Source organism: Kitasatospora sp. NPDC090308 (assembly GCF_044769485.1).
GTDB lineage: Bacteria > Actinomycetota > Actinomycetes > Streptomycetales > Streptomycetaceae > Kitasatospora > Kitasatospora fiedleri.
On the sequence record NZ_JBIVXY010000004.1, the window covers coordinates 569652 to 594689 of the forward strand.

At 74.6% G+C, this 25038-nt stretch carries 22 protein-coding genes and 2 CRISPR repeat arrays; of the genes, 5 read left to right on the forward strand and 17 right to left on the reverse strand.

From position 1 onward, the window contains the following. Positions 1-34 precede the first annotated feature (34 nt). The 7 genes from ACIQVD_RS13135 to ACIQVD_RS13165 form a co-directional block, all read right to left on the reverse strand. Positions 35-700: a DUF4232 domain-containing protein gene (locus ACIQVD_RS13135; RefSeq protein WP_402288607.1), complete on the reverse strand. Its 666-nt coding sequence runs from the start codon at positions 698-700 to the stop codon at positions 35-37. A gap of 315 nt (positions 701-1015) precedes the next feature. Further along, complete coding sequence (locus tag ACIQVD_RS13140) at positions 1016-1447, reverse strand: ATP-binding protein (RefSeq protein WP_400684358.1); 432 nt, start codon at positions 1445-1447, stop codon at positions 1016-1018. Between the two features lie 260 nt (positions 1448-1707). Further along, positions 1708-1878, reverse strand: coding sequence for a hydrophobic protein (locus ACIQVD_RS13145; RefSeq protein WP_400684355.1), 171 nt, complete (start codon positions 1876-1878; stop codon positions 1708-1710). Positions 1879-1968: 90 nt separating this feature from the next. After that, positions 1969-2739, reverse strand: a complete 771-nt coding sequence (locus tag ACIQVD_RS13150; protein ID WP_400684352.1) for a polysaccharide deacetylase family protein — start codon at positions 2737-2739, stop codon at positions 1969-1971. Between the two features lie 115 nt (positions 2740-2854). Then, positions 2855-3511, reverse strand: a complete 657-nt coding sequence (locus ACIQVD_RS13155) for a hypothetical protein (RefSeq protein ID WP_402288612.1) — start codon at positions 3509-3511, stop codon at positions 2855-2857. A gap of 10 nt (positions 3512-3521) precedes the next feature. Further along, positions 3522-4097 carry a hypothetical protein gene (locus tag ACIQVD_RS13160; protein ID WP_402288614.1) on the reverse strand — a complete coding sequence of 192 codons (576 nt, stop codon included), beginning with the start codon at positions 4095-4097 and terminating at the stop codon, positions 3522-3524. 77 nt (positions 4098-4174) lie between these two features. Next, positions 4175-5137: an alpha/beta hydrolase gene (locus ACIQVD_RS13165; protein ID WP_402288617.1), complete on the reverse strand. Its 963-nt coding sequence runs from the start codon at positions 5135-5137 to the stop codon at positions 4175-4177. A 103-nt stretch (positions 5138-5240) separates the two neighbouring features. On the opposite strand from ACIQVD_RS13165, the gene ACIQVD_RS13170 reads away from it, so the two are divergent. The 4 genes from ACIQVD_RS13170 to ACIQVD_RS13185 all read left to right on the forward strand — a co-directional run bounded on the left by ACIQVD_RS13170 (position 5241) and on the right by ACIQVD_RS13185 (position 7579). Next, positions 5241-6272: an Lrp/AsnC family transcriptional regulator gene (locus ACIQVD_RS13170; protein ID WP_402288620.1), complete on the forward strand. Its 1032-nt coding sequence runs from the start codon at positions 5241-5243 to the stop codon at positions 6270-6272. Positions 6273-6438: 166 nt separating this feature from the next. Next, positions 6439-6858 (forward strand): phage holin family protein, encoded by a 420-nt coding sequence (locus ACIQVD_RS13175; protein ID WP_400684340.1) that lies wholly within the window; start codon positions 6439-6441, stop codon positions 6856-6858. Further along, positions 6855-7316 carry a DUF3618 domain-containing protein gene (locus ACIQVD_RS13180; protein WP_402288622.1) on the forward strand — a complete coding sequence of 154 codons (462 nt, stop codon included), beginning with the start codon at positions 6855-6857 and terminating at the stop codon, positions 7314-7316. The genes ACIQVD_RS13175 and ACIQVD_RS13180 overlap by 4 nt, the downstream gene beginning before the upstream one ends. Continuing rightward, on the forward strand, positions 7313-7579 hold the full coding sequence (locus ACIQVD_RS13185; protein WP_100839135.1) for a DUF4235 domain-containing protein: 267 nt from the start codon (positions 7313-7315) through the stop codon (positions 7577-7579). Before ACIQVD_RS13180 ends, ACIQVD_RS13185 begins: the two co-directional genes overlap by 4 nt. 344 nt (positions 7580-7923) lie before the next feature. After that, positions 7924-9538: direct repeats of the CRISPR family, unit length 28 nt; unit sequence GGGCAATCCCCGCGAGCGCGGGGCCGAG. Positions 9539-9556: 18 nt separating this feature from the next. Here the strand turns inward: ACIQVD_RS13185 and cas2e are convergent. From cas2e to ACIQVD_RS13235, 10 genes are all read right to left on the reverse strand, one after another. Continuing rightward, positions 9557-9835 carry a type I-E CRISPR-associated endoribonuclease Cas2e gene (gene cas2e, locus ACIQVD_RS13190; RefSeq protein WP_402288625.1) on the reverse strand — a complete coding sequence of 93 codons (279 nt, stop codon included), beginning with the start codon at positions 9833-9835 and terminating at the stop codon, positions 9557-9559. Continuing rightward, the gene (cas1e, locus tag ACIQVD_RS13195; RefSeq protein ID WP_402288628.1) at positions 9832-10866 is read right to left on the reverse strand and encodes a type I-E CRISPR-associated endonuclease Cas1e; all 1035 of its coding nucleotides are present in this window, start codon (positions 10864-10866) and stop codon (positions 9832-9834) included. Before cas1e ends, cas2e begins: the two co-directional genes overlap by 4 nt. Positions 10867-10869: 3 nt before the next feature. After that, complete coding sequence (gene cas6e / locus ACIQVD_RS13200; protein ID WP_402288631.1) at positions 10870-11631, reverse strand: type I-E CRISPR-associated protein Cas6/Cse3/CasE; 762 nt, start codon at positions 11629-11631, stop codon at positions 10870-10872. 8 nt (positions 11632-11639) lie between these two features. After that, on the reverse strand, positions 11640-12473 hold the full coding sequence (gene cas5e / locus ACIQVD_RS13205) for a type I-E CRISPR-associated protein Cas5/CasD (RefSeq protein WP_402288633.1): 834 nt from the start codon (positions 12471-12473) through the stop codon (positions 11640-11642). Beyond that, positions 12473-13615 carry a type I-E CRISPR-associated protein Cas7/Cse4/CasC gene (gene cas7e, locus ACIQVD_RS13210; RefSeq protein ID WP_402288636.1) on the reverse strand — a complete coding sequence of 381 codons (1143 nt, stop codon included), beginning with the start codon at positions 13613-13615 and terminating at the stop codon, positions 12473-12475. Before cas7e ends, cas5e begins: the two co-directional genes overlap by 1 nt. Positions 13616-13662: 47 nt before the next feature. After that, positions 13663-14265, reverse strand: a complete 603-nt coding sequence (gene casB, locus ACIQVD_RS13215; RefSeq protein WP_402288639.1) for a type I-E CRISPR-associated protein Cse2/CasB — start codon at positions 14263-14265, stop codon at positions 13663-13665. Continuing rightward, the gene (gene casA / locus ACIQVD_RS13220) at positions 14255-15967 is read right to left on the reverse strand and encodes a type I-E CRISPR-associated protein Cse1/CasA (protein WP_402288641.1); all 1713 of its coding nucleotides are present in this window, start codon (positions 15965-15967) and stop codon (positions 14255-14257) included. The genes casB and casA overlap by 11 nt, the downstream gene beginning before the upstream one ends. A 225-nt stretch (positions 15968-16192) precedes the next feature. Further along, positions 16193-19054 (reverse strand): CRISPR-associated endonuclease Cas3'', encoded by a 2862-nt coding sequence (locus ACIQVD_RS13225; protein WP_402288676.1) that lies wholly within the window; start codon positions 19052-19054, stop codon positions 16193-16195. A 157-nt stretch (positions 19055-19211) separates the two neighbouring features. Beyond that, a CRISPR array of direct repeats spans positions 19212-19667; the repeat unit is 28 nt; unit sequence CTCGGCCCCGCGCTCGCGGGGGTTGCTC. Positions 19668-19800: 133 nt separating this feature from the next. Next, positions 19801-20829 carry a Fic family protein gene (locus ACIQVD_RS13230; protein ID WP_402288643.1) on the reverse strand — a complete coding sequence of 343 codons (1029 nt, stop codon included), beginning with the start codon at positions 20827-20829 and terminating at the stop codon, positions 19801-19803. Positions 20830-20902: 73 nt separating this feature from the next. Beyond that, positions 20903-21688: a DUF6426 family protein gene (locus ACIQVD_RS13235; RefSeq protein WP_400684327.1), complete on the reverse strand. Its 786-nt coding sequence runs from the start codon at positions 21686-21688 to the stop codon at positions 20903-20905. 253 nt (positions 21689-21941) lie between these two features. Here ACIQVD_RS13235 and ACIQVD_RS13240 point away from each other — a divergent pair. Beyond that, a partial coding sequence (locus tag ACIQVD_RS13240; RefSeq protein WP_402288646.1) for a LuxR C-terminal-related transcriptional regulator occupies positions 21942-25038 on the forward strand: 3097 nt, incomplete at its 3' end.

The window sequence follows — 25038 nt, forward strand, 5'->3', positions numbered from 1 at the left end:
GGCCCCACCGCGCCCCGGCAGCCCGGCCCCGGGGTCACTCGCCCTGGCCGGCGCTTCCCACCGGGCCGACCCGCACCGGGGTCCCGCTGCCGTCCGTGACGGGCAGCGAGGCGGCGCCCGGCCAGGGCAGGGTGACCGACTGGGTCTCGTCCGGCGGGGTCACCACCAGGCCGGTGATCCGGATGCCGGAGCCGCCCGAGGTGTTGGCCGGGTAACCGATGCCGAAGTAGGTCGACTTGCCGCTCTTCAGGACGCCCGCGACGACCGGCTCGCCGGAGCGCTCGGCGGACAGCGGGCCCGCCGAGGTCTGGAGGTCGACGCCCGCGTACCCGGAGATCGCGCAGTCCTTGCCGCTGCGGTTCTTCAGCTCGACCACGACGGTGCGGGTGGCGTCGCCGGTGATGGTGCGGTCGGCGGCGGTGACGGTCAGGTCCGCCGTCCGGCACTTGGCCGCCTTCCCGGCCGCGTCGGAGCCGGTCGGTGCCGCGCTGGTCGGCGCGCTGCTCTTCCCCGCGCCGCCCGAAGCCTGGCCGCCACCGGTGGAGGCCGCGGGAGACCCGGTGGACGCGGTGGACGCGGTCCGCGTCGCGGCCCCGGTCGGGGCGCCCTGCGCGGTGTCCGTCTCGTCGTCCTGGCAGGCGGTGAGCGAGAGGGCGGCGGCGACGGCCAGGGCGGCGAAGACGGACGTGCGGGCGCGCATGGTGTTCTCCTCGAGGACGGGACGGCGGTGCCGACCGTTCGGTGCGAGCGGGTTTCCGAAGAGCAGGACTGCCCACCCGGCCGAACCGTTGCGTCCGGTCCGCCCCCAGGACAGTGCTGTGACAGTACGGCCGGGAACGGCCCGCCCCGGCGGCACCGGCCGCCGCCCCCCGACCAGCCCTGACGCCGGCTCACCCGGCCCCGGAGCAGCACCGCCGCCGTGACCGCCCGCCGGGACACACCCGTGACCCGGACGGCCTTGACCACGGCCGCGGTCCTTCCCCGCGCCCCTGCCCTCCCGCCGACCGGCCTCGGATCAATCGCCTTGGTGTTCGGTGCAGTTGTTCGGGTGGAAGGAGGCGATGACGGTCTTCCCCCGCCCGTCGGGCCGGGCCTGCCAGTCGTCGGCGAGGCTGTCCACCAGCGCCATCCCGCGGCCGGAGGTGGCGTCGGACCCGGCCTCGCGCGGGCGCGGCATCCTCGGCGAGTCGTCGTGCACGCTGACGTACAGGCAGGAACCGTCCCAGGTGAGGACGAGGTTGGCGTCGCTGCGGGCGTGCAGGTGGGCGTTGGTGATGAGTTCGGAGATGGTGAGGATGACCGCGTCGGCGGTCTCGGGTGCGCGGGCCGTCCAGCCGAGTTCGTCGAGGTGCCGGCGGGCCCAGGAGCGCCCGGTCCGCACGCCGCTGGACACGGGCAGCGTCCGCGCCCAACCCACGGCCCGCAGTGCGGGGTCGTGTCCTTCCATGGTCTCCATCCCTTTCGTCGACGGGCTCGTTCCGGGCACGGCTCGGACGCGGTACGAGGAGGGCGGGTTCGCACCGGGCCGGGCCGTTTCCGCGCCGTTCTCCGCGCTGGCCCGTCCGACGGCTGCTGGAGGTCTGCCCCGTGAGCGGTGGCGCACACCCCGCCGTTCCGAACCGGGTGGCGGACACGGACGAGCGGGGCCCGCGCCTGCGCGCGGACCCCGCTCGATGTCGGTTCCCGGGCGTGCCCGGACCGGAGCGCCTACCAGCGGTACCAGCGGCGACGGCCGCCGGAGGGGTGGGCGCCGCGGGCGACGAAGCCGACCAGCCAGACCACCAGGACGACGATGGCCACCCACCAGAGGGCCTTGAGTGCGAATCCGGCACCGAACAGGAGCAGGGCCAGCAGCAGGACGAGAAGAAGGGGAACCACGTGCAACCTCCGTAGTCGGTGTCGAACCGCCGTCTGCCCATGGCCGGGACGAACATGCATCCGAAAAACGGGGTCGGGGCCGACGGCCCGTCACCGGTAGATGGTGCCGGGCCGCGCCGTGCCGGGAGCGAGCAACTGGTCGACGGTGACGAAGGTGTAGCCCTGGTCGCTGAGCGTCTTGAGCACGGCGGGCAGGGCGGGGACGGTGCCCTCGTGCAGCGGGTGCAGCAGGACGATCCCGTCGCGGGCGGCGCCGTCCAGGACCCGCCGGGTGATCAGCGCGGTGTCGTCGGTCGCGTAGTCCTGCGCGGTCACCGTCCAGAGCACCTGGGCCATGCCGAGTTCCCGCGAGATCGCCGAGACCCGGTCGTCGGTGCGGCCCTCCGGCGGGCGCATCAGGGTGGGCCGCCGGCCGGTGAGTTCCTCGATCGCGTCCGCGGTGCGGCCGAGTTCGTCCCGGACCTGCGCGTCGGAGACCTCGGTCAGCCGGGGGTGCGTCCAGGTGTGGTCGCCGATCGCGTGCCCCTCCGCCGCGATGCGCCGCACCACGTCGGGGTGGCTGTGGAGGTCCCGCCCCTCCAGGAAGAACGTCGCCGGGGCGCGGTACTCCGCCAGCAGGTCCATGACCTTCCCGGTGGGCTCCCCGGGGCTGCCGTCGAAGGTGAGCGCGATGCACTTCTCCCGCGAGCAGTCCACCCGCCCCGCGACCGGCGCGCCCTTCGCCTGCTTCCGCGCCTGCCCGGGGCTGACCGTGACCATGGCGAAGCTGCGGATGACCGCCACCGTGACCAGGGCCGCGACCGCCAGCACCGCCACGCCCAGCAGCAGGTAGAACCGGGGCCGCCTCTTGACCAGCTTCATGCCGCAAACCCTACATTTGTCCCTTCGTCCGATGTAACGGCCGCACGCCGCAGCCGGGGCACCGGACCGGCACCGGACCGTCGACCCTCGACCGCCGGCCCTCGGCCCTCGGCCGTCAGTCGAAGTACACGACGAGCCGGACGCCGTCGTCGCCGAACCGGCCGGCCAGTGCCGCCATGACGGCGAACACGTGCTCCCAGCCGGTGCCCGGCCCGACGGCGTCCCCGAGGGTGAACGGGCGGTACGTGACCCGCGTGGCGCCCACCGACCATTCACCGAACGGCAGTTCGGCGGGGCTCCGGCCGCCGACCCCGGGGCCCGTCCGCCGCACCAGCTCCGCCGAGCCCCACCGCTCGCCGACCCAGAACCGCCGCTGCACGTACCCGCCCCGCACGTGCCCGCCCTCGCTGGTCGGCTCGCGCAGCAGGACCAACCCGCGCAGGCCCGCGGGCGAGGCCGTCAGGTCGGCCCGCGCCAGCTCCGCCCAGCTCACCCACGTCGGGCCGTGCAGCGCCGCGTCCAGGCGGCGCGCCTCCTCGAACTCCGCCCGCACCGCCGCCGAGACGTCCCCCGGCAGTCCGCGGCGCGCGGCGAGCGGCTCCCACCCCAGGTCGTTGCGCACCCCGAACAGCAGGGCGAACGCCGGGTAGTCGCCGAACCCCCCGTACAGCGGGCCCAGGTCCATGCAGCGCTGCCACGGTTCCCACTCGAACCAGTCCTCGTCGGCGTTCGGATCCCGGATCTCGATGCAGCCGTACACGTCGGTGCCCACGACCATGAGGCTAGGCCCTGTCCGGCCGCGCCCCGGCGCGACGGCCGGCGGCGAGGCGGACGGACCACTCCCGTTCGGCGACGGCGAGGGCGCGTTCCAGCGTCCCGACGAGCGCCGTGCGGCGCACCGACGCCACCGTCGGCCCGCGCCGGGCCCCAGTGCCCCAGGCCGCGCCGCCGTCCGCCCGCACCCGGCAGGCGAGGTGCACCCGTTCCCCGTCGGGGAAGGCGAAGGCCGTCACCTCGTCGGTGCACTCCCCCCACTCCAGGAACGCGCACCGCGCGAGTGCCGCGTCGGCGCCGGTGCCGGCGTCCTCGCCGTACCTGCACCGCTCGGCCCGGCGGAAGGACTCGGCCGGCGAGGTGAACCCCGGCGGGGGCGCGGCCGGGGTGCGGAAGCGGCCGAGTTCCGCCCCGAGCTTCTTGACCAGCAGCGGCGGGTAGAACGCGTTGTCCCACGCGTTCACCCGGAGCCCGCCGACGAAGACGTCGACGCACAGCAGCGCCGGGTCCTGTCCGAGGTGGAACTCCAACCCGAATCCCGCCCGCGCCCCGAACAGCCCGGCCGCCGCCTCGCCTCGTCCCACCTCGGCCCCCTCGTCCCGGCCCCGATCCTACCGATCCGCTGCCGCCCCGAGGCCCGGGAGGAACGGCCGGACACCGCTCACCCGGCGGCCCGCTGCGCACGGTCGCGCCGACCCGGGTCTCCGGCTGCGTCCGGGCGGTCGGCAAGCAAGTGCGTCCGCAGGAAGGCCAGTTGGGTGGTGACGGCCGGTTCGTGGGCCTCCAGGAACGGGGCGTAGTGGCGGCCGGGCAGGCGGAGCGTCTCGGAGCGCGGGGCGGTCGCGGCGGCGCGCAGGGCGGGTCCGGGCAGGGCGCTGCGGTCGTCGTCGCAGACGACCACCAGGAGCGGGCAGCGGATGCGGGCCGCGTGGCGGCCGGGGCGGTAGGTGCCGAGCTGGAGGGCGATCCGGGCCGCGACGGTCCGGTCCCAGTCGGTGTGGCGGCGGTCGGGGTCGAGGGCGCGGTCGCCGTCCGTCGCGTCGGCGGTGGTGAGCGAGGCGACGGTGCCGCGCGGTCCGGCGGTCGGGACCAGCAGCGGAGGGCGGCCGACGAGGCCGCCGAGCAGGTCGGCGGCGGCCCGGCCGAACAGGCGCAGCGCCGCGCGGGGGGTCATCGAGCGCAGCGCGTGCGGGGTGATGGCGGGGGCGTCGGCGAGCGGGGTCTGGGCGATGGCGGCGGCCAGCCGCGGGTGGTCGGCGGCGACCCGCAGGACGTGGCCGCCGGCGAGCGAGAAGCCCCAGACGGCGATCCGGTCGGGGTCGACCTCGGGCAGGCCGGCCGCGAAGTCGACGGCGGCGCGGTAGTCGGCGATCTGCTCGTCGAAGCGGACGACCTGGCGCGGGGTGCCCCCGCTGCCGCCGAAGTGCCGGAAGTCGAGGGCGAGGACGCTGAACCCGGCCCGGTGGAAGCGGGCGGCGAACCGGTCGGTGGCCGGTCCCCTGGTCACCGAGGTCCCGCCGGCCATGACCACGCAGCCGCCGTTGGACCCCGGGTAGTGCCAGGCGGCGCACGCGGTGGTGCCGCTGGCGAAGCGTACTTCGGTGCGTTGCCGGATCTCGGACACGGCGAGCCTCCTCGGTGGGGATCGGTCGGGGTGCTTCCCATCCTCGGCCCGGAGGTGCCGGAACGGTCGCCGCGGGGCGGTGCGATGAGCGAAACTCGCTGTCATGGTCCGTGCATCGGCGCATTCCGTTCTCAGTCCCCTGGACCAGCGGCTGGTCGCCGCCCTGCAGTGGGACGGCCGGCTCGGCGCCGAACGGGCGGCCGAGGTGCTGGGGGTGGGGGCGGCGACCGTCCGCCGCCGGCTGCGGGCGCTGACCGCGGACGGCACGGTGCGGGTGGTGGTCTCCCCGGTGGCCCGGCCGCGCCACGGGGGCTCGGCCGGGGCGCTGTTCCTGCGGATCAGGGTGCTGCGCGGCAAGCTCGACGCCATCGTGGCCGCGCTGGCGGCGCGCGAGGACGTCCCGTTCGTCGACGTCACCACGGCCGGGGACGAGATCTTCGCGGTCGCCCGGACCGAACCCGGTTCGCGCGACCGGCTGGTGTTCCGTCAACTGCCCTCCACCCAGGCGGTGACGTCCGTGGAGAGCGCCACCATCCTGCACGTCTTCCGGCTCACCTCCGAGTGGCGCCACCAGGTGCTGACGGCGGCCGAACGCACGGCCCTGGCCCCGGCCGCCCCGGTCCCGACCGCACCGGCACCGCTCGCTCCGGCCCCGACCGCCCCGACCGTACCGACCGCACCGGCACCGCCCGCCCCCGGCCCGTACGGTGTGGAGGCCGACCCGCTGGAACAGGCCCTGCTGGACGCCCTCGCCCCGGACGCCCGGCTGAGCGCGACGGCCCTGGCGGCCCGGACCGGCCACCCGGAGAGCACGGTCCGCCGCCGGTTGGCCCGGATGGCCGCGGAGGGCCGACTGGTCACCCAGGTGCTGGTCGACCCCCGCCGGCTCGGGCTGCCCATCGAGGCGAAGTTCCTCCTCCGGGTGGCCCCGGACCACCTGGCCGCCACCGGCCGCGCCCTGGCCGCCCACCCGGCCGTCCACGGCGCCTTCGCCACCTCCGGCCCCTCCAACCTGCACGCGGCCGGCTACTTCCCCGACCTGGAGTCCCTCTACGGCTTCCTCTCCCGGGACCTGACCGGCCTGGGCATCACCCACGTCGAAACAGCCGTCGTCACCCCCGCCACCGGCCGCTGAACCCCTCCCCCTCCCCCGGTCCGCAGAGCACCCCGCCGACCACGTCGGCACCTGCGGCGGATGACCCGCGAGTTCAGGGGTAGGCGCGTGCGGGCCGGGAGGGATCCCGGTCCGATGCGCACGGGAGCAGGACGGCAGCAGGACGGCAGCAGGAAGGAGCAAGGCCATGAGCAGCGGCATCGGGGACGGCACCCGGTACGGCGGCGAGGAGCCGGTGGGCGCCCTCGTCACGCGGGCGTCGCAGCAACTCTCGGAACTGGTCCGGGAGGAGATGCGGTTGGCCCGGGCGGAGCTGACCGAGAAGGGCAAGCGCTACGGCCTGGGCGGCGGCCTGGTCGGCGGGGCCGGCCTGGTCGGCGTCCTGGCGGCCCAGGCCGTGGTCGTCGCGGCGATCGCCGCCCTCGCACTGGCCCTGCCGGTGTGGGCGTCGGCGCTGATCGTCGCGGCCCTGCTCGCGCTGGTCGCCGCGGTCCTGGTCCAGGCCGGCCGCAAGCAGGTGGCCAGGGCCGGCGCTCCCGCGCCCGAGCAGACCATCGACAGCGTGAAGGCCGACGTGGCCGAGATCAAGGAGAGGGCACACCGATGAACGAGCAGCCCCAGGGCGACGGATCGGCGGAGACCGACCGGCTCCGTGAGCAGGTCGAGCACACCCGCGAGGACCTCGGCCGCACGGTCGAGGCGTTGGCGGCCAAGGCAGACGTCAAGGAGCAGGTCGTGGAGAAGACCGCAGAACTCAAGGGACAGGCCGCCGAGAAGGCCGCGCAACTGACCGGCAAGCTCCGGGAGAAGGCGGGGCAGGCCGCCGACCTGGTCAAGGAGAAGACCCCGGACCAGGTGCTCGAGAAGGCGGACCAGGCCGCCACCCAGATCCGCGACACCGCGGTCCACGCCGGTCACCTGGCCGCCGAGAAGACCCCGGAGCAACTGCGGCAGAAGGCCGCGTCCGCCGTCGCGGCGGCCCGGGCCAACCGCACCCCGCTGCTGGTCGGCGGCGCGGTCCTGGTGGTCACCCTGCTCCTGCTGCGCGGCCGGAAGCAGAAGTGAACGCGGTCAAGATCCTGTACAAGCCGGTCGGGCTGACGCTCGGCGTGGTCGGCGGCCTGCTCGCGGGCGTCGCCTTCAAGCAGACCTGGAAGCTGATCGGCCACGACGACGACACCCCGGACGCCACCGACGAGGACCGCACCTGGCGCGAGGTCCTGCTCGCCGCCACCCTCCAGGGCGCGATCTTCGCCCTCGTCAAAGCCGCCATCGACCGCAGCGGAGCCACCGCCACCCGCCGCCTCACCGGCACCTGGCCCGGCTGACCCACCCCCAGGCGCCGGTCCCCCCACCCCGGGAGGACCGGCGCCTCGGCACGTCCGGACGCACCCTCACACCGCTGCCGACCACGACCGGTCAACGCGCCAATTTCGGAACGCACTTCGCGAACGAGCGACTCACGGCAGCTCCACGCCATCCCGGCGTGGCCACCGCTCCGACACAACCCCGACCAATCCCTGCCGGAGCCCGCCCAACCGCTCAGGCACCGCAGCGACACTTACACCGCGTCCAGGAAGCGGGCCGACATGCGCCACAGGACAGCCCCCGGCCACAAGTGCCCGGTACAACCAGCGCCACCATGACGTTCGCGCGAGCACGGGGCTGAGGAGGAGCAATCCGCGCGAGCACGGGGCCGAGCCAGTCGGCGGTGAGCGTTCGGACGGCGGCGAGGGGCAATCCCCGCGAGCGTAGGGCCGAGGCATCGCCGCCGGCGTCATCGGCGCGGTCCTGCGGGCAATCCCCGCGAGCGCGGGGCCGAGGGGCCGGAGCTGTCCCGCAGCTCGAAGATCAGGGGGCAATCCCCGCGAGCGCGGGGCCGAGGGGCCGCCTCGGGGTGGGGCGGCCGGCGGTCAGGGGCAATCCCCGCGAGCGCGGGGCCGAGACGCCGCTGCCCCGCCGCGAGCCCGGCCAGACGGGGCAATCCCCGCGAGCGCGGGGCCGAGCCGTCCTCGACGATGCCGCTGGGGATCTCCCAGGGGCAATCCCCGCGAGCGCGGGGCCGAGTCGCGAGCCAGCCTGTACTCCATGTACACCACGGGGCAATCCCCGCGAGCGCGGGGCCGAGGCGCGTGAGCCCGGTCGGGCGGGTGTCCCAGAAGGGCAATCCCCGCGAGCGCGGGGCCGAGCAGGTGAATCCCGCCGGGGGCTCGCCACCGCAGGGGCAATCCCCGCGAGCGCGGGGCCGAGGCACCAGGCGACGAGTTCGGCCGCCGGGTCGAGGGGCAATCCCCGCGAGCGCGGGGCCGAGCAGAAGACCGGAGCCAACATCGGCGACCCGTTCGGGCAATCCCCGCGAGCGCGGGGCCGAGCCCGGCGCGCCGGGCGGGGTGACGGCGCCGGAGGGGCAATCCCCGCGAGCGCGGGGCCGAGTACCGGCCGGCCACCACCGCGGTGTAGCGGGAGGGGCAATCCCCGCGAGCGCGGGGCCGAGGCGCGGATGCAGTCGCCGGCCGCCAGGGCCGGGGGGCAATCCCCGCGAGCGCGGGGCCGAGAAGCCGCCCTCGGGGAACTTCGACAGCTGGCACGGGCAATCCCCGCGAGCGCGGGGCCGAGAGCCGCTGCTGGAAGTCCCGGACGTCCTGTCCGGGGCAATCCCCGCGAGCGCGGAGCCGAGGCGGCAATCTTGGAGTAGCTGTCGTTGGGCTGAGGGCAATCCCCGCGAGCGCGGGGCCGAGTGGACCGAGCGCCGCTCCGCCGCCCTGGTGCCGGGGCAATCCCCGCGAGCGCGGGGCCGAGGTGATGCCCGGGCGCTTCTTCGACGACTCCCAGGGGCAATCCCCGCGAGCGCGGGGCCGAGGTGATGCCCGGGCGCTTCTTCGACGACTCCCAGGGGCAATCCCCGCGAGCGCGGGGCCGAGCACCCCACCCACGAGCAGCTGCGGCTGGCGGCGGGGCAATCCCCGCGAGCGCGGGGCCGAGGAGCTGCGCGGCGTCCTGGCCGTGGGCCTGGAGGGGCAATCCCCGCGAGCGCGGGGCCGAGAAGGGTGCTGATCAACCGCGCGGTGTCGTCCTGGGGCAATCCCCGCGAGCGCGGGGCCGAGCGGCGGTTGGAGGGGCGCCGGGCGGCCGTCGGGGGGCAATCCCCGCGAGCGCGGGGCCGAGCACCGTGAGCAGCTGCTGTGGCTGGCCCGCCAGGGGCAATCCCCGCGAGCGCGGGGCCGAGCGGCGCGCCCAGGAATACGGGCTCACCGCGAAGGGGCAATCCCCGCGAGCGCGGGGCCGAGGCTTCGTGACCTGCGATGTTATCGGGTCGGGCGGGCGGAGAGAATCAGTCCGTCGAAGTCGACGGGCTTCCAGCGGTCTGTGCCGGCGGTGCGGACGGTCCAGCCTTGTTCGTTGGAGGCGGGTTCGACGAGGATGGCTTGGCCGGTGCCGATGCGGGTGGCGAGGAGTTCCCAGAGGCGGTCGCGGATGCGTCGGCTGGGGTTGCCGACGAAGACGCCCGCGTGGACTTCGACCATCCAGCGGGTGAGGTGGCCGCGTAGGCCCTCGGGGGCGGCGATCAGGACGATGACGGTCATCGGGGTTCCTGCTTCGGCTCGTTGTCGAACTCGGGGCCGACGATCGCCAGGTGTTCGTCCTCATCGCCCAGGTCCGGATCGACGGTATGGCGAGTGGAACCGCCTTCAGTCGAGGACCAGTTGACACCGCCTTGGACCGCGCCGACCTTCTCGTCCCACAACTGGTTGACGTCTTGGTCCTCCAGGTCGAGGCCGTCCGGGGTGAGGAGGGCTTTGACGTCGCGGACGATCCGGCCGAGGAGGCGGTCCTCCGCGATGCGGTCGCGCAGGCCGAGGCGGGCGTCGCGTTCTTCGGTGTGGCCGCGGGCGGTGAGGTCGAAGGCGAGGGGGACGGTGTATTCGGCTTTGTAGAGGTCCGCGATGTCGAGGACGAAGGACGTCGCCAGGCCGGTGTGGACGAAGCCGAGGCCGGGGCTGGCGCCGAGGCCGGTGATGACGGCGTGGCAGATGCCGTAGAGCGCGGCGTTGGCGGCGGAGAGGAGGCGGTTGAGGTCGTCGCCGGCGGCGTGTGCGTCTCCTGGCTGGTAGACGCGTCCGTTCCAGGGGACACCGGTGCGGCGCGAGTGCGCCTGGTAGAGCTTGCGGATCCGGGCGCCTTCGCGGCCGCGCAGTTGCTGCATCGTCGCGCCGTCCACGTCTTCGCCGGGGAAGCGCATGCGGTACATCGCGCGGGCGACGGCGAGCCGTTCTTTGGTCCGGCTGACCAGCCACGCCTGCCGGTTCAAGAGCCCAACGCCGCGGCTCGGCCCGAGTCCGGCCGCGTACATGCGGACACCTTGCTCGCCGACCCAGCACACGGTGGTTCCGGAGTCGGCGAGGAGGTTGACCGCGCCGTGGGTGATCCGGGTGCCGGGGCCGAGGAGCATGACGGCGACCATGGCAGCGGGGACGCGGACTGTCTCGCGCTTGTTGATGACCACGACGGCGTTCTCGTCGCGGTCGATGTGGCTGCGCTCGACGTAGACGCTGGAGATGCGGTCGGAGAGGCGGTGCAGGTCGTGGGGATGGGCTTTCCACCAGATGTCGGCCATCGGTCAGCGGGCTCCGCCGGGGAGCGGGGCGAGGGTGAGCAGCCCGCAGCCGTACGCCTTGGAGGGGCCGATGCCCTCGAGGAGGGCGGTCCGCAGGAGGGCGGGGTCGCTGATCCGCAGATGTCCTTCGAAGGTGGCGGTGGTGAGGGTGACGGGGGTGCGAGTGCCAGGTTTGGCGAAGGTGCGCCGGTCGCGGTCGATGATCCGGACCTCGCGGGCCGGCGGCCCGTCGTCGTCCGGGGTGGTCAGCCCGGGGGCGGGCGCGTCGGTGCGGGCTTCGGGGACGGTGAAGCCCCAGCGCGGGGTGCGTTCGAGGAACCAGGCGAGTTGGTGTCCGGCGGTGCGGTGGGGGACGCGGTAGGAGCGGCGGTGGAGTTCGGCGGCGGTCTTGGTGCGGTGGGTGCTGCCCGCGACGGGGCTGGCGGTGTTCTGCACGGGGCTGGCGGTGAGGCGGAAGGCGAACTCGCGGCCGAGGGCGAGTTGGGCGAGCAGCGGGCTGTAGTCGCGGACCGCGTAGTGCTCACCGCCGGCGTCGGGCCATCCGGCCTGTTCGACGAGGTGGGTCCAGTCGGGCTTGCCGGGGGTGAGGACCAGGAGGTGGGGCCGTCGTGGGTGGTCGGTGTCGAGGCGCCAGAGGATCCGGTCGCCGGGTGCCTGGTCGGGGACTCCGGCCTGGACGGCCCCGTGCAGGGCGCGCGGGTTGGCGAGCAGGGTGCGGCTGGCCGCGCGCAGGGGGTTGATGCGGATGCGGGAGAGGTAGGTCATGGGTCGGGTCACCAGCCCAGCAGGGCGAAGGGGTCGTGGCCGCCGTCGGCGGGCGGCTCGGTGGGAACGGCGGCCCGGAGGCCGGTGGGGACGCTGAGCCAGGCGTGCCGGACCGTGCGGCTGGTGAAGCCGCGCCGACGCGGGTCGAAGCTCAGCGGGACGTCCTGGCAGGTGTCGTCCCCGTGCGGGTCGTCGAAACTGGCCGCCAGGTCGATCCGGTCGGTACGGAGCGGGGCCGGGCCGCGTTTCCCCTGTCGTTCGTACGTCTTCCTGGTCTGTTCGTTCGCATGCCAGGGCTCCTCGGCGAGGGCCGTCTCCAGCGGCGTGCCGCGGCGGACGCCGAGGCTCAGCGGCTGGGTGGGCACGCAGGAGCGGCGACCGAGGGCGAGTGGGAAGGCCGGGCGGGTGACGGCCTCGCCGAGCGTGGTGATCAGCTCCGTCGGCCCCTCGACGGCGACGAGGAACACCGCGTCCTGGAGGTAGTGGCGGTGCGTCACATGAGTGTATTTGCCGGGCGACGTGGGCTTCTGGACGCCCTTCGCGTTGACTCCGGCCTGGGGAAGCGGCAGACCGCGGTAGTCACTGACGGTGTGGTAGTCGCGCAGCAGCGTTCCCGGTTGGTCCACTCGGACGCCGAGCCGGAGGCCGACCAGGTCGGTGAGGTCCGCTCCGCGGGGGCGGCCGGCGGCTGCGGCGAGCAGCCCGAGGACGCCGGACTTGGTGGGCTGCGGGGTGGTGTCGCGGCGGTTGAAGGCGCTGCGGTCACCCCAGGACTGGAGCGGTCCGGCGAGCCGCAGCAGGAGGACTGCCCGGTCGTCCGGCGAGGTGGCGTTGGCGGGCATCAGCGTGCCGCCGTCCGCTCGGTGAGGACGGTGCGCAGGCCCTCGCGGAGTTCGGCGAAGGTGCGGTTGGCGCCGAACGCCTCGGCGAGCGCGGCCGCTTCGGGGCTCGCGGCGTCCAGGGTGTGGCAGATGGCGGTGTGGAGCGGTTCGTCGCCCCACTGGGAGGTGGCGGTGCGGTACTCGGCGGCGAGGCGGCGGGCCGATTCGGCGAGGATGCCGTCGCCGACCGGGACGACGTTCTCGTACGCGGAGACCAGGTTGACGGGCTGGTCGGTGCGGACCACGACGGCGACCAGGCTGGGCCGGGTGCGGTGGGCGAAGGAGTTTCCGTAGCCGGTGGGCATGGAGCGGGCGAAGGAGTCGACGAACAGGTCGACGGCCTCGACGGCGGTCTTCTCCTCGTCGAGGTTCTCGGTCAGCTGGTGCAGGCCGACGGTGGCGTAGCGGTACAGGGTCGCCGAGTTGAAGCCGATGGTGCCGATCATTCCGGCGCCGGTCTCCTCGTCGCCGGTCTCGTCGTCCACGGCCGTGTAGTAGTCGAACTCGAGCTCGGTGGCGTGGGTGGAGAGGGCGTGCGCGACCTGGGTGGCGGCGTCGACGTTGAGGCCGGGGATGTCGGCGACCATCCGGCCGAACAGTGCGACGTCGACGGGGTGGCCCTGCTGGAGCTGCTCGCGGACCGGCAGGTTCTTCACCCGCTCCTCCAACTGCTGGTCGTCCAGCGCCGCCAACTCCGCCGCGTCGGCGGCGACCAGGTCGACGATGCCCTCCAGCTGTCGGCGGCCGTAGAACAGCAGGTAAGCGGTGTCGCCCGCCTTCTTGCCCGCGGCGATGCCCATCGGCTTCAGCAGCGCCCCTGCGATGCGCTGCGCGTCCTCGGCGCGCAGGTCGGCACGGGCGGCGAGGCGCTCGGCGAGCTTGCCGGCGATGCGCTTGGTCCGGGTGCCGAGGTCCTGCGGCTCGTAGCGCTCCGCGAAGTGCACACGGGTGGCACGCTTCCATGCCTGGGAGGAGACGCGGGAGCGGCGCTTGCCGCCGAAGTACGCCTCCTTGGGGCTGCCGTTGTCGTCGCGGTTGAGGTTGGCCGGCGGGACGGTCTGCAGGATGTGGACGTCGACGTAGAGCCGGGAACGGGAAGGCACGCGCTTCTCCTGACGAGGCGGGGACGGGGTTCGGTTGTGGGCGGTGGTCACTCGTCGCCGACGGAGGTCTTGTTCTGCCACGCCTGGTAGCCCAGGGCCCACTTGAGCCGGACCTGGGGTCGGCGCTCGGGCTGGTGCCAGGCACGGATGTCGGCCATCAGGTGGTCGTAGTCGAGGGGTTGGCCGACCGTCCGCAGCTGGGTGACCAGGCCCCGCAGGTGGACCAGGAGGGCCGGGACGCTGGTCGCGGCGGCCAGTTGGCCGACCCTGGCGTCCAGCGCGTTCTCGCTGTACTTGCCGTGGCGGCGCAGTTCGCGCAGGGCCCGGCCGAGTTTGACGCCGGAGCGGTGCATCGGCCTGCTCTGGCCCTGCTGGTGCAGGCCGTAGAGGGCGAGCGCGGCGTGTTCGGCCTGTTGCTCGTCGGAGACCCGGTTCTGGAGGGCCAGTACGTCGTCGACCTCGGTGCTGTAGTACGGCCACATCTTCGAGCTGTCCATCACCGGTCGCCCGAGCCCGGAGCGCAGGGCGGCCAGCTCCTCGCCGGGCGGCCGACCCGGCTGTCCCGTGCGGGGGTCGGTGCGCCAGCCGTGGTGGGGAGCGGTGTACTCGTGCCAGTAGCGCCGTCGAGCGGCGGGCTGATCAGTCGTCAACGTGGTCTCCGGAAGAGAGGTTCTCGGTGTCGTCGAGCGCGCCGGACCGGTCCCGCGCGGTGGCACGAGCGGTGTGCGCGTGGCGCGGGAGGATGTCGTGGACCTCGCGGCGGAATTTGTCGGCCGCCCTGCCGAGGGAGAAGGTGCGGGTCTTGCCCTGCTTTCCCGTCTGGCTGACGGTCCGTCCGGTGAACGCGCCGGCGGGGGCCGCCGCCAGCAGGGCGGCCGCCTGTTCCCAGGTCCGCCGGGCCGCCGCCTCTTCCCAGGCGAACCGGCCGCGTTCCAGCAGCTCTTCGTCCCCGCCGGCCGCCCGGGCTCCGGCCAGCATCCGGCGGACCAGGCGGTCGAGGACGTGCAGCAGTGGTTCACCGGGCCGCTGGCCCTTGTCCCAGGGGATCGGATCGGCCCCGATCGCGCGGCGCAGATCCGCAGAGAGGTCGTTGAGAGCCCGGGCGAGCCGCTCGGCCTGCTCGGCGACGTCCAGCAGGAACAGCCGCGTTCCGGAGTCCTGCTGGAGGGCGAGCAGGGGCAAGGGGATGGTGTCGTGGACGACGTCCTCGACCACCGAGGACTGCGTGCCGTACACCATGCCGAAGGTCTCGACCCGAAGCGGATAGTCGGCCGGCAGCTGCGCGTCCTCCTGGAGGGCGCCGATCCGGTCAAGCAGCACGCTGGTCTCGAAGACGCCCTCGTCGTTCTGCCGGACGGGGGCGAGCAGCGCGTCCAGCCCGCGCCAGACGGCCTTGCCCTGCGGGTGGCGGCGCGGCCGACGCTCGGGGGCGTGGTTCGGCGTCTTCTTGGCCGGTGCGGTGAACGTCCAAGCGGTGTGCGGCTCCCACTCCGGCGTTGTGGAGAGGCGGTCGCCGGCGCTGATCACGACGCGGGCCACCTTCAGCGCTCCCCCGTCGTCCTGGTGCGGGATCAGGCGGACGCGCCGCGCCTGCCACGTCCACAGGTCGAGCAGGCCGGTGGCCGACCGCTGTTCCCAGGCGGGCGTGCCGGGAGGGCGCTCCCATTGAGGCTTGCCCAGGTTCGCGCCCGCGGTGACCGGGATGTTCAGTTGCAGCGTCTCGTACAGGGTGCGCCCCATCGGGACGATCACACCGAGCTGGCCGAGGGGCCCGGTCGGGTTGCCCATGGTCTTGCCGGCCTTCGCCTTGTCGTCCCCGACGACGCCGGTCTTGATCGCGGCGGTGTCCCAGCAGTGGGTGTGCAGGAGCCAGTGGACGGCCTGGGCGGGCGTCAGGTCGAGCTGGTCCGCGTCCGAACGGCTGGCGAACAACGGCACGTTGTTGCCGCTCGCCGCGGTGACCACCAGCACGGCGGCACCCTTCGTCTCGCCCTTCGCCGTCCGCAGACCGGCCACCTGGGCGAAGGGCACGGCCTCGTCGAACAGGTCGAAGCGCGCCCGGTGCTCGGCCAGGTAGGCGAGCAGACGCTCCTTCTCCCGCACGGTGAACCCGCCCCTGGCCAGCCGCTCACCTTGAGCCGCCGCTGTTTCGGGCGCCCCCAGCGCGGCTACGACCACCGGCAGAAGCACTTGACGCAGCACGGCGGGGAGTTGCGTGGCGAAGTCGACGGACAGTCCGTCGAACTCGTCCGCCCGCGTCAGCGTTTCGGCGATTCCCAGGTGGACGGGCGGGCCTCCGTCGAGCAGGCGCGGGGCCAGCCACGGTTCGTCCGCCAGGTTGTACACGGGCACAGTCGTATCCCTCAACTAGCCTTTTTTGGAAGTGGCTTGTCCTTCATAGTGGCACCAGCCACCGATCGGTGAAGGGCGAATGCTTGAATTGCCACCTGCCCCGGGGCTTCGCCCGAAGGGGATGGCCCCTAGCCGTTTTTCCGCGGTCGGGTCGGCACCAAGTGGGCCCCGCGCTCGCGGGGTTGGGGGTGGCCAAGACTTCTCTTGCCCACCCCCTACCAGGCGCTACGGGCGGCCGGTCACAACCAGGCCGAGCCGGTCGTCGTACCGGATCCGACAGTCGCCGAGCTGTGTCTCGTCCCGTTCGTCCAGCTCCAGCGCCCTGCCGTAGCGCAGCCAGGGATGGTCACGCCAACCCGGCAACGGACCGAGGCCGTGCCGCTCCACCGCCTCGGTGAGCTTGGCCGGGAGCCGGACGGTGCCGATGAGTACGTCATCCAGCAGGTCGGCCGCGGTCTCGCCGTTCGGGCCCAGCGCCCGGCCGGTCATCGTGCGATAGCCACCACCGACCCGGCGGACCATGAGCACTTCCGTGCTCGGATCGCCGTCCCTGACCAGGGCTTCCAACTGCCCGTCACGCAGTGCGCCCCGGCCCGCGTAGTGGAGCCCTTCCAAGGTCGGCTGCCCGTGTTCACCGACCCGGGTGAGCAGGAACGGCGCGGCCGCCTCCCGGCGCCCGCGCCGGTCCTCGATCCAGGTCTTCCGCGCCGCCGACTCCTCGTCGGCCCACTCCTGCGGGACCATCCGATCGGCGCCGTAGACCCGGGCGACCAACTCCGGGACCCGGCCCGGGATGCCCCACCCGCCGCCGCTGGCCGCGATCACCTCGGCCGCCGTGCGGAGCAGCGGGCAGCGCCCGTAGATCCGCTCCGCGGCCGGGAGCAGCCACGGGACTCCGCCGCCTGCCCGGCGCAGCCCCGTCACGACGACCGTCGGACGGGCGAGCCGGGGCGGGCGCGGGTTGCCGTCGTGGCGGTGGAGACGGCCGATGCGCTGCAACAGCAGGTCGATCGGCGCGAGGTCCGTGACCAGCAGGTCCGCGTCGACGTCGAAGGACTGCTCGGCGAGCTGCGTGGCGACGACCACCATCCGCCGGGGACGCGGCCGGCCGTCGTCACGCCGACCGAGCGCCCCCAGCACCGCCGCGGTGCGGTCGGCGCGGTGCCCGGCGTGGAGCCGGCCGTGCAGCAGGTGCACCTCTTGGTCGGCGAACTTCGCGCGCAGCGCCTCGAAGGTGCGCTGGGCCCGGTCGACGGTGTTGCGGATGACCAATGCGCAGCCGCCGTCGACGAGTTGACCCTCCAGGTACTCCGCAACGGCCTCGGCGGTCGGACCCGACGGGTCCTCGCCCCCCGGATCGGCCACCGGTTCGTCGAGGACGCGCACCTCGACCTCCAGGTCGGGCCGCCAGGTCTCCGCGCTCTCCACCAGCACCTGCGGACCGTCCTCTCCCATCCATGCGGCCGTCACGTTCGGGTAGCCGTCCGGCTGCGGGAGTTCGACCTCCGGCACGGTCTCGACGGACCGCGCTCCGGCCAGGTACGCCGCCACCAGGTCGTGGCGCTGCTCGGGCGGGATCGTCGCCGACAGGAGGAGGACGGGGACGCCCGCCTGCCCGAGCCAGCGCAGGCCCTCCAGCAGGAACTGGGACATGTAGACGTCCGCGGCGTGCACCTCGTCCAGGATCACCACTTTGCCGACCAGGCCGGCCATCCGCAGCATCACGTGCTTGGTCCGGGTCGCGGCCTGGAGGAGCTGGTCGACGGTACCGACCGCGAACGGGCTGAGCAGACCGCGCCGCCGCCCGAGGAACCACTCGGAGGGACCCCGCCGCTGCGGCTCCTCCGCCCCGAAGGACCAGGCCATCCCGTACTCGTCCTCGCCCACCGAGCCGTAGCAGTCGTCCGCCTCGAAGGTGTCGGCGCCATCGCCGTCGAGGAGCGCGCGCCACTCCTTGTTGAAGATCCGCTTGCCGTGCAGCAACGCCACCTGGTCAGCGAGCGGTCTGTCGATCTCGCCCACCCAAGAACGGACTTGAGTGAACATCGGGTCGGCCGTCGCCTGGGTCGGCATGCCCAGGAACACTCCGTCCGCACCGCTCCGGGCCGCCAGCACCTCGGCCGCCGCGAGCGCCGCCTTCGTCTTCCCCTCCCCCATCGGCGCCTCGATGACCACCAGCCCCGGGCCCCCCATCCGGCGAACCACCTCCAGCACCATCCGCTGCGACGACCGGGGCTCCTCGCCGAACCTGTCCTGGAACAACTCGACCCCAGGCAGAGCGAGTTGCCCCCACCCACCGCGCAGCCCCAGCGCGGACCACGACGCACCGGCCCGCTTGCGCGCGCCCTCCCACGAGACGCGCCCGAGATCGGCGACACCGGGGAAGTACCGCTCGTTGCTGGCGATCCAGTCCGCCATCACGATCAGCCCCGACAGCTGGAGCTGCACCGTGCGCGACGGCACCTCGCAGGGCTGGACCTCGTCCAACGGACACTCACCGCCGAAGCCGACCTCCCGGCTGAAGACCTCGACCAACGCGGCCTGGGCACCGCGCCAGGCGGCCCCACGCCCCTGGAACTCCTCGTTCTTCTTCGGCGGAGCCAGATCCCCCACCGTCGGGAACGTGCCGTGATGCCCCGCCACCAACGGCCACACCCAAGCCCGCTGCTCCTCCGCCCAACCGGCCTCGGCAAGCAGCCCCCGCAGCACCCGGCCACCCGCCCGGTCGTGCCGCCACCTCCTCCCACCCGCGACGGCGTACTCATTCCACCCCAACCCCGCCGCCCGCACCGCAGCGGCTCCCGCCGCGTCCATGAACTGAAAAGCCGGAGTCGCCTTCCCCACGTCGTGCACACCACAAAGCCACACGAACAACAACCGCCCCCGACCCCGCCTACCCGCCACCACGTCCAATCGCCGACGCGTGACCGGCGGAAGGTATTCGTCCCACATCACCTCAGCCACCGCCGCAGTGTCCAACATGTGCGAAATCAGCAGGTTCGTCGCTCCCCCGGCCCTCCCCGCCGATTTCCCCCACAACGCCCCCAACCACCCCGCCACTTCCCCTGAAAGCCCTCTCCCCTGCACAAGTCCGCCCACCTCATGCCTCCGATCCACTACGCTCCGCAGCGTAGAGGACCCAACCGACAATCTCCGGACAGCGACCAGACGATGCAAGCTCTCCCAACAAATCCACCTGACAAAATCACCACCACTTGACCCGCAACACCCCAGGTCACCAAGCCTCGGCCCCGCGCTCGCGGGGGTTGCTCCAGCTACCAGTACGAGGTGAACGCCCCGCGCCACTCGGCCCCGCGCTCGCGGGGGTTGCTCCCGCACTCCTACCGCGGCGACTACACCGACCTCCTCGGCCCCGCGCTCGCGGGGGTTGCTCCGGGCTGTCCCTCAAGGCCGCCGCCTACGCCCTCTCGGCCCCGCGCTCGCGGGGGTTGCTCCCGAGGACAAGTCGGCGGCCGTGGGATCCTGCTCTCGGCCCCGCGCTCGCGGGGGTTGCTCCGACCTGACCCTCATCGGCGTGTACGACGCGCCCTCGGCCCCGCGCTCGCGGGGGTTGCTCGCTGGGCGACGGCGGGGCGCGGGGCTGGTGGCGCTCGGCCCCGCGCTCGCGGGGGTTGCTCCGCCGCCCACGCCACCTTCACCCGCATCGACCTCTCGGCCCCGCGCTCGCGGGGGTTGCTCCAACAAGGGGCCAGCGACCGTGCCGGTACCGTCCGTGCCAAAGCTGCCACCGACCGGGGCGAAGCCACCGCCACCCGCCGTTTGCCCTGGCCTCCGTTGGGGCGGGTGGGGTTGGGGGCGGCTTCACTGTGACCTCAGGGCGGGGGGTCTTCGTACGGGGTGTCCAGGACGGCCAGGGCCTGAGGGTGGATCAGGGCGCCCGGGAGGCGGGGGTGGGGGGTGAGGATTCCGGCGTTGCGGAGGCGGTCGAGGGGTGGGGCCGGGTCGTGCGGGATGCGGCCGTGGAGCCAGGTCGCGGAGAGGGCCGGGGCGGTGCGGAGGCAGTTGAGGACGGCTGTCTCGGCGGCGTCGCCGTCGGTGCGGGCGATCGCGGCGTCGATCAGGGCGCCGTAGGTCTCGACGGTCGCGGTCCGGTGGCGGGCGGTGTCGGTGACGGTGCGGGCGAACAGCTCGCCCCAGCGGGGAAGTCGGCCTCGGGCGGCGGCGACCACCGCCCGATCGTGCTCGGCCCGGTGGCGTTCGGTCCAGCCTTCGAGGTCGAGCAGGAGGCCGGGCAGGAGGCCGGCGGCCACCAGGTCGCACTCCGCGAGGAGCCGGGCGGTGCGGCCGTTGGCGTCGGGGAAGGGGTGGACGGTGAGCAGCCGCACCATGCCGAGCGCCGCGGCGTCCAGTGGCGGCGAGGTGGTCCGGGTGCCCCACTCGTGCCAGCGCCGGACGTGGTCGCGCAGGTCGCGGCCGGGGCGGACGGTCATCACGAAGCGCCGCCCGTCGGGCCAGTTCACCCTGGCGGTGGCGTTCCGGAAGCCGCCGGTGCCGGGGATGTTGGGGTCGGCGGCGACGAGCAGCCCGTGCAGTTCGGCGAGGGCGTCCGGGGTGAAGCAGGGGCGGCGGTCGGGCCGTTCGGCGCGTTCGGCGCGGACCGAGTGAACGGCCAGCAGCCCGGCCGCGGCCCGGGCCTCGGCGGCCTCGGCGATCCGGGCGGTCGCCTGTTCGCCCGTCAGCCCGGCGAGGTGGCGGTGGTGCGCCTTCATCCGGTAGCGGGGGCGGTGGAACAGGTCGGGGTCGCCGAGGTGGCGCCGGACGGCCGCGGTGAGCGCGGCGAGGGCGGCCAGCGCCGCGGCCCGGGCCGGTCCGGGGATCACCTCCGCGTCGAGCGGCGGCACGACCGGCACGACGGGCGTGGCCGGTCGTGCCGCCGGTTCGGAGGGGTGGCGGGGCATCAGGACGGGACCGGCCTCAGCAGGGGCGCGGGGTCACGACGCCGGTCGGGGCCGTGACGTTCACGAACTCGGTCTTGTACGAGAGGCTCCAGTAGTCGAAGGTCGTGATCCGGTAGACGTTGGTCTGGTACTCGACGAACAGCGACCAGCTCTCGCCCGGGTTGAGGGTGAAGTCGACGGTCTGGCTGCGGCTGATCGTGGTGTTGAGCTGGGTGCCGATCGTGGCGGTGAGCACGTCGACCGCCTTCGCCGAGATGTTGGTGCTGACCTGGTAGGTGACGTCGTACTTGACGGTCTCCGACACCTTGTACGGCATGGAGTTGCCGTTGCGGTAGCAGTTCTCGTGCTTCTCCCAGAGCTTCCCGAGCCGGTACAGCACCGCGCCCGGGGTGCTGTCCTCGCCGCCCCCGCCGACGGCTCCGGTGTTGCCGGGGATGGCCGGGTCGGCCGGTGCGGGGGCTGGCGTGGCGGTGCCGGTGACCACGACGGTGGGCAGGGTGGCGTCCGCCACGGGCACGGGCGCCTCGCTGACGTTGGACCCGTTGGTGATGACGGTCGGCAGGCTGCCCGTCGCCGGCCCCGGGTCGTCGCCCGGGTAGTCGGGGTAGCCGGGGTCGGGGAAGTCGATGATCGGCGGGTCCTGGTCGTCCGGGTCCTCCGGCGGCGGCGGGTCCTCGTTGCCGCAGGTGGAGTGGTCGTCCACGCAGGACGCGTAGGCGGTGAACGGGGCGGTGACCACCGGCACCGTGGTGAGGACGGTGGCGCCGAGTGCGGCGGCCACCGCCATGCTCCTGAGTTTCACGTTGTCCTCCGGATCGGAAGGTCGGGAGAGGCCAGCTTCATCGAGCACGCCCGCGGAAGCGTCAGGGGGAGCACGTAATCTCCGTACGTATCTCCCGGGCCGCCCGTGTCAGGGCGCACCCGGTCGACGCCGCCGAGTCGTCAGGACCGCCCGGCCCCGCCGGGGAGGTCCGCCGAGGGGCGCGGCGGCGGCGGGGCGTCCGGGGCGGGCCGGGTGGGGCACCTCGCGTCGACAACGGAAGTGGGCAAGCGCCTTGCAGCACAACAGTTCTCCGGCCGGGCACCTCGCCGCGGAGCAGCTCGTCGGGGAGCAACGGCCCGCCGGGGGCCGGCTCGTGGGGCGGGAGGCCGAACTCTCCGTGCTCACCCGGGCCGTGCTCGCGCTGGAACGCGGCCGGGGCTCGGTCGTCGAGCTGCCCGGGGAGCCGGGGATCGGGAAGACCCGCCTGGCCGGGGCGCTCCTGGAGCTGGCCGCACGGCGCGGGGTCCCGGTGGCCCGGGCCCACGCCCGGCGCGGCGGCACCGGCCCGTGGCAGGTCTTCCGCGACGCCCGGGAGTCGGCGGGCGACGACGGCGAGACGGAGCAGCGGCTCGACGGGCCGGAGCAGCGGCTCGACGGGCCGGAGCAGCGGTTCGACGGGCCGGAGCAGCGGCTCGACAGGTCGGGGCAGCAACTAGCCGGGCCCGAGCAGCGGCTCGACGGCCCGGACGGCCGGCCGCTCGCCTGGGCGGCGGGGCACCTCGTGGTGCTGGACGACGTCCACCTGTGCGATCCGGCGTCGACGGCGCTGCTGGTCCGGCTGGTGCGGTCGGTGACGCCCGCCCCGTTCCTGCTCGCGGTCGCCCACCGGCCCGGGCAGACCGCGCCCGCCCTCCGGGCCGCGCTGCAGGACGGGGTGCGGGCCGGGACGGTGACCCGGGTCGAACCCCGCGCCCTCACCGCCGAGGAGGTGGCCGTCCTGCTGGCCGACCGGCCCGCCGACGGGGAGCCCGGAGCCCGCACCCCGGCCGAACTCCGCGCGTTCGCCGCCCGGTTGTGCGCCGCGGCCGAGGGCAATCCGCGCTACCTGCGCCTGCTCGTCGCGGCGCGCTGGCAGCCCGAGCACTGGCCCGAGCGGGCGGGCACCGACCTGGTCGGGCTGCTGCGCGCGGCGAAACCGCTGGTCGCCGAACTCGACGCGCTGACGCCGCCCGCGGCGCTCACCGCGTCCGCGGCGGCCGTGGCCGGCAGCCCGTTCCGGCCGGAGGACGTCGCCCGGCTCTCCGGCCTGGGGGCGGACCGCACCCTCGACGCGCTCGCCGAACTGGAGGAGGCCGGCCTGCTGCGGCAGGCCGACTGGCAGGGCCGGCTCGCCTTCCGCCACCCGGTGGTCGGCCACGTCGCGCACGAGCGGGCCGGGCTGTCCTTCCGGCTGCGCGCCCACCGCCGCGCCCTGGAACTCATCACCGGCCGGGACGGGCGCGCCCGCGACCGGGCCCGGCACGCCGAGCACCTGCTGGGCAGCGACGCGGCCCTCGCCGCGCGCACCCTGGCGGACGGGGCCGCGGAGATCGCGGCGCTGGAACCGGCCACCGCCGCCCGCTGGCTCGGACTGGCCCTGGAGGCCCTGCCCGACGGAGGGGACAGAGCAGCCGACGCCGCCGCCCGGAACGCGATGGAACTCGCCCGCTGCCGCGCCCTGATCGCCTCGGGCCACCCGGGCGAGGCCCGCACCCGGGCGCACGAACTGCTGGGCCGCCGGGCCGCGACGCTCGACGAGCGGCAGCTGTGCCAGGCGTACGCGGTCTGCGTCGGCGCCGAGCGGCAGCTCGGCCGCTACGCGGAGGCGGCGGCCCTGGCCGACGCGGCCCTCCGCCTGCTGCCCCGGCCGCTGCCGTCGCCGCTGCCGGCCGAGGCCGCCGAACTGGTCATCGAGCACGGGCTGGTCCACGTCCTGCGCGGCACCCACGACCAGGCCCGGGCCCTGCTCCGGGAAGCCGTCCGGGTCCCGGCCGGGGCCGACGGGCACGGCGGCGGCCCCGGCCCCGCCTCCAGCGACGGAGACGCGGACGCGGATGGCGCCGGCGCCGGCGAGCCGGACCGCATCGTGTTACGGGTGCTCGACGCGCTCTGCGTCACCCACGCGGGCGACCTGGCCGAGGCCCTGGACGAGGTCACCCACTGCGCCCGGCTGGTCGACGCCCTGCCGGACCCGATGGCCGGCCGCACCCCGGAGACCCTGGCCCTGCTCGGCAGCGCCGAGCTCTACCTGGAGCGGTTCGCCGACGCGGCCCGCCACCTGAGCCGCGGGCTGACGGCCGACCGCCAGGAGCTGACCGCCGACCGCCACGGGCTGACCACCGACCGCCGCGGACCGACGGCCGACCACCGCGGACCGGCCGCCGACCGCCGGAGGCCCCAGCGGCCCGTCCTGCTCCACCGCCTGCTCGGGCTCGCGGTGGCCGAGCAGTGGACCGGCCGCCTGGAGTCCTCCCGGCAGCACGCCGCGGAGGCCGAGGACCTCGCCCGCTGCCTGGGCGTGCGGCCCGCGCTGGCCCTGGCACGGGCGATCCGCGCGACGGCGCTCGTCTGGGCCCGCGGTCGGGAGGGCGCCGCCGACGCCGTGGCGCTGGTCGAGGAGGCGACGGAGGCGGTCCCGTCCGGCCACAGCTGGTGGGCGGCCTCGGCGACCGGCCTGCTCGCCCAGGCCCGGCTGCTCGGCGGTGACCCGGCCGGGTGCCGGCGGACCCTGCTGGACGGCGGGCCCGACGAGCGGCTGCCCCTGGTCCGGCCCTTCTCCCGGCCGTTCCTGCTGGCCGTGCTGGCGACCGCCACCCTGGAGTGCGGGGACCGGGCGGAGGCGGAGCGGCTGGTCCGGACCGCCGAGGCGGAGGCCCGGCGGCTCGGGCTGCCCGTCCAGGAGGCCCACGCGCGGTGCGCCCGGGCCCGGCTCCAGCTGGCCGACGGCGACCACGGCGCGGCGGCCGGGCACTTCGCCCGGGCCGCGGAGGCGTTCCGGTCCGCCGGGATGCCGGTGCAGTACGCCTGGACCCTGGCGACCGGCGCCCGCGCCTTCCACGAGGCGCACGGACCGGCCGCGGCCCTCGACCGCCTGGGCACGGCCGAGGCGGTCACCCGGACGCACCCGGCGCTGCTCGTGACGGAGCAGGTGACCCGCGCCCGCGCCGAACTGTCGACGGACTGCCGCACCGCGCACCCGCGCGGCCTGCTCAGCGACCGCGAACTGGAGATCGCCGAGCTGGCCGCGACGGGGCTGCGCACCCGCGAGATCGCCGAGCGGCTCTTCCTCAGCCCCCGCACGGTGGAGACCCACCTGTCCCGCGTCTACCGCAAACTCGACGTCCCGTCCC

What these genes read in the sequence shown, in the direction of transcription:
- cas5e (WP_402288633.1), bottom strand. Translation starts at nt 12,473, where the DNA reads ATGCCCGCCAACGCCACCTCGCCGGACGACCGGGCAGTCCTCCTGCTG.
- ACIQVD_RS13170 (WP_402288620.1), top strand. Translation starts at nt 5,241, where the DNA reads ATGGTCCGTGCATCGGCGCATTCCGTTCTCAGTCCCCTGGACCAGCGG.
- ACIQVD_RS13180 (WP_402288622.1), top strand. Translation starts at nt 6,855, where the DNA reads ATGAACGAGCAGCCCCAGGGCGACGGATCGGCGGAGACCGACCGGCTC.
- cas6e (WP_402288631.1), bottom strand. Translation starts at nt 11,631, where the DNA reads ATGACCTACCTCTCCCGCATCCGCATCAACCCCCTGCGCGCGGCCAGC.
- ACIQVD_RS13175 (WP_400684340.1), top strand. Translation starts at nt 6,439, where the DNA reads ATGAGCAGCGGCATCGGGGACGGCACCCGGTACGGCGGCGAGGAGCCG.
- ACIQVD_RS13135 (WP_402288607.1), bottom strand. Translation starts at nt 700, where the DNA reads ATGCGCGCCCGCACGTCCGTCTTCGCCGCCCTGGCCGTCGCCGCCGCC.
- cas1e (WP_402288628.1), bottom strand. Translation starts at nt 10,866, where the DNA reads ATGGCCGACATCTGGTGGAAAGCCCATCCCCACGACCTGCACCGCCTC.
- ACIQVD_RS13140 (WP_400684358.1), bottom strand. Translation starts at nt 1,447, where the DNA reads ATGGAAGGACACGACCCCGCACTGCGGGCCGTGGGTTGGGCGCGGACG.
- cas2e (WP_402288625.1), bottom strand. Translation starts at nt 9,835, where the DNA reads ATGACCGTCATCGTCCTGATCGCCGCCCCCGAGGGCCTACGCGGCCAC.
- ACIQVD_RS13150 (WP_400684352.1), bottom strand. Translation starts at nt 2,739, where the DNA reads ATGAAGCTGGTCAAGAGGCGGCCCCGGTTCTACCTGCTGCTGGGCGTG.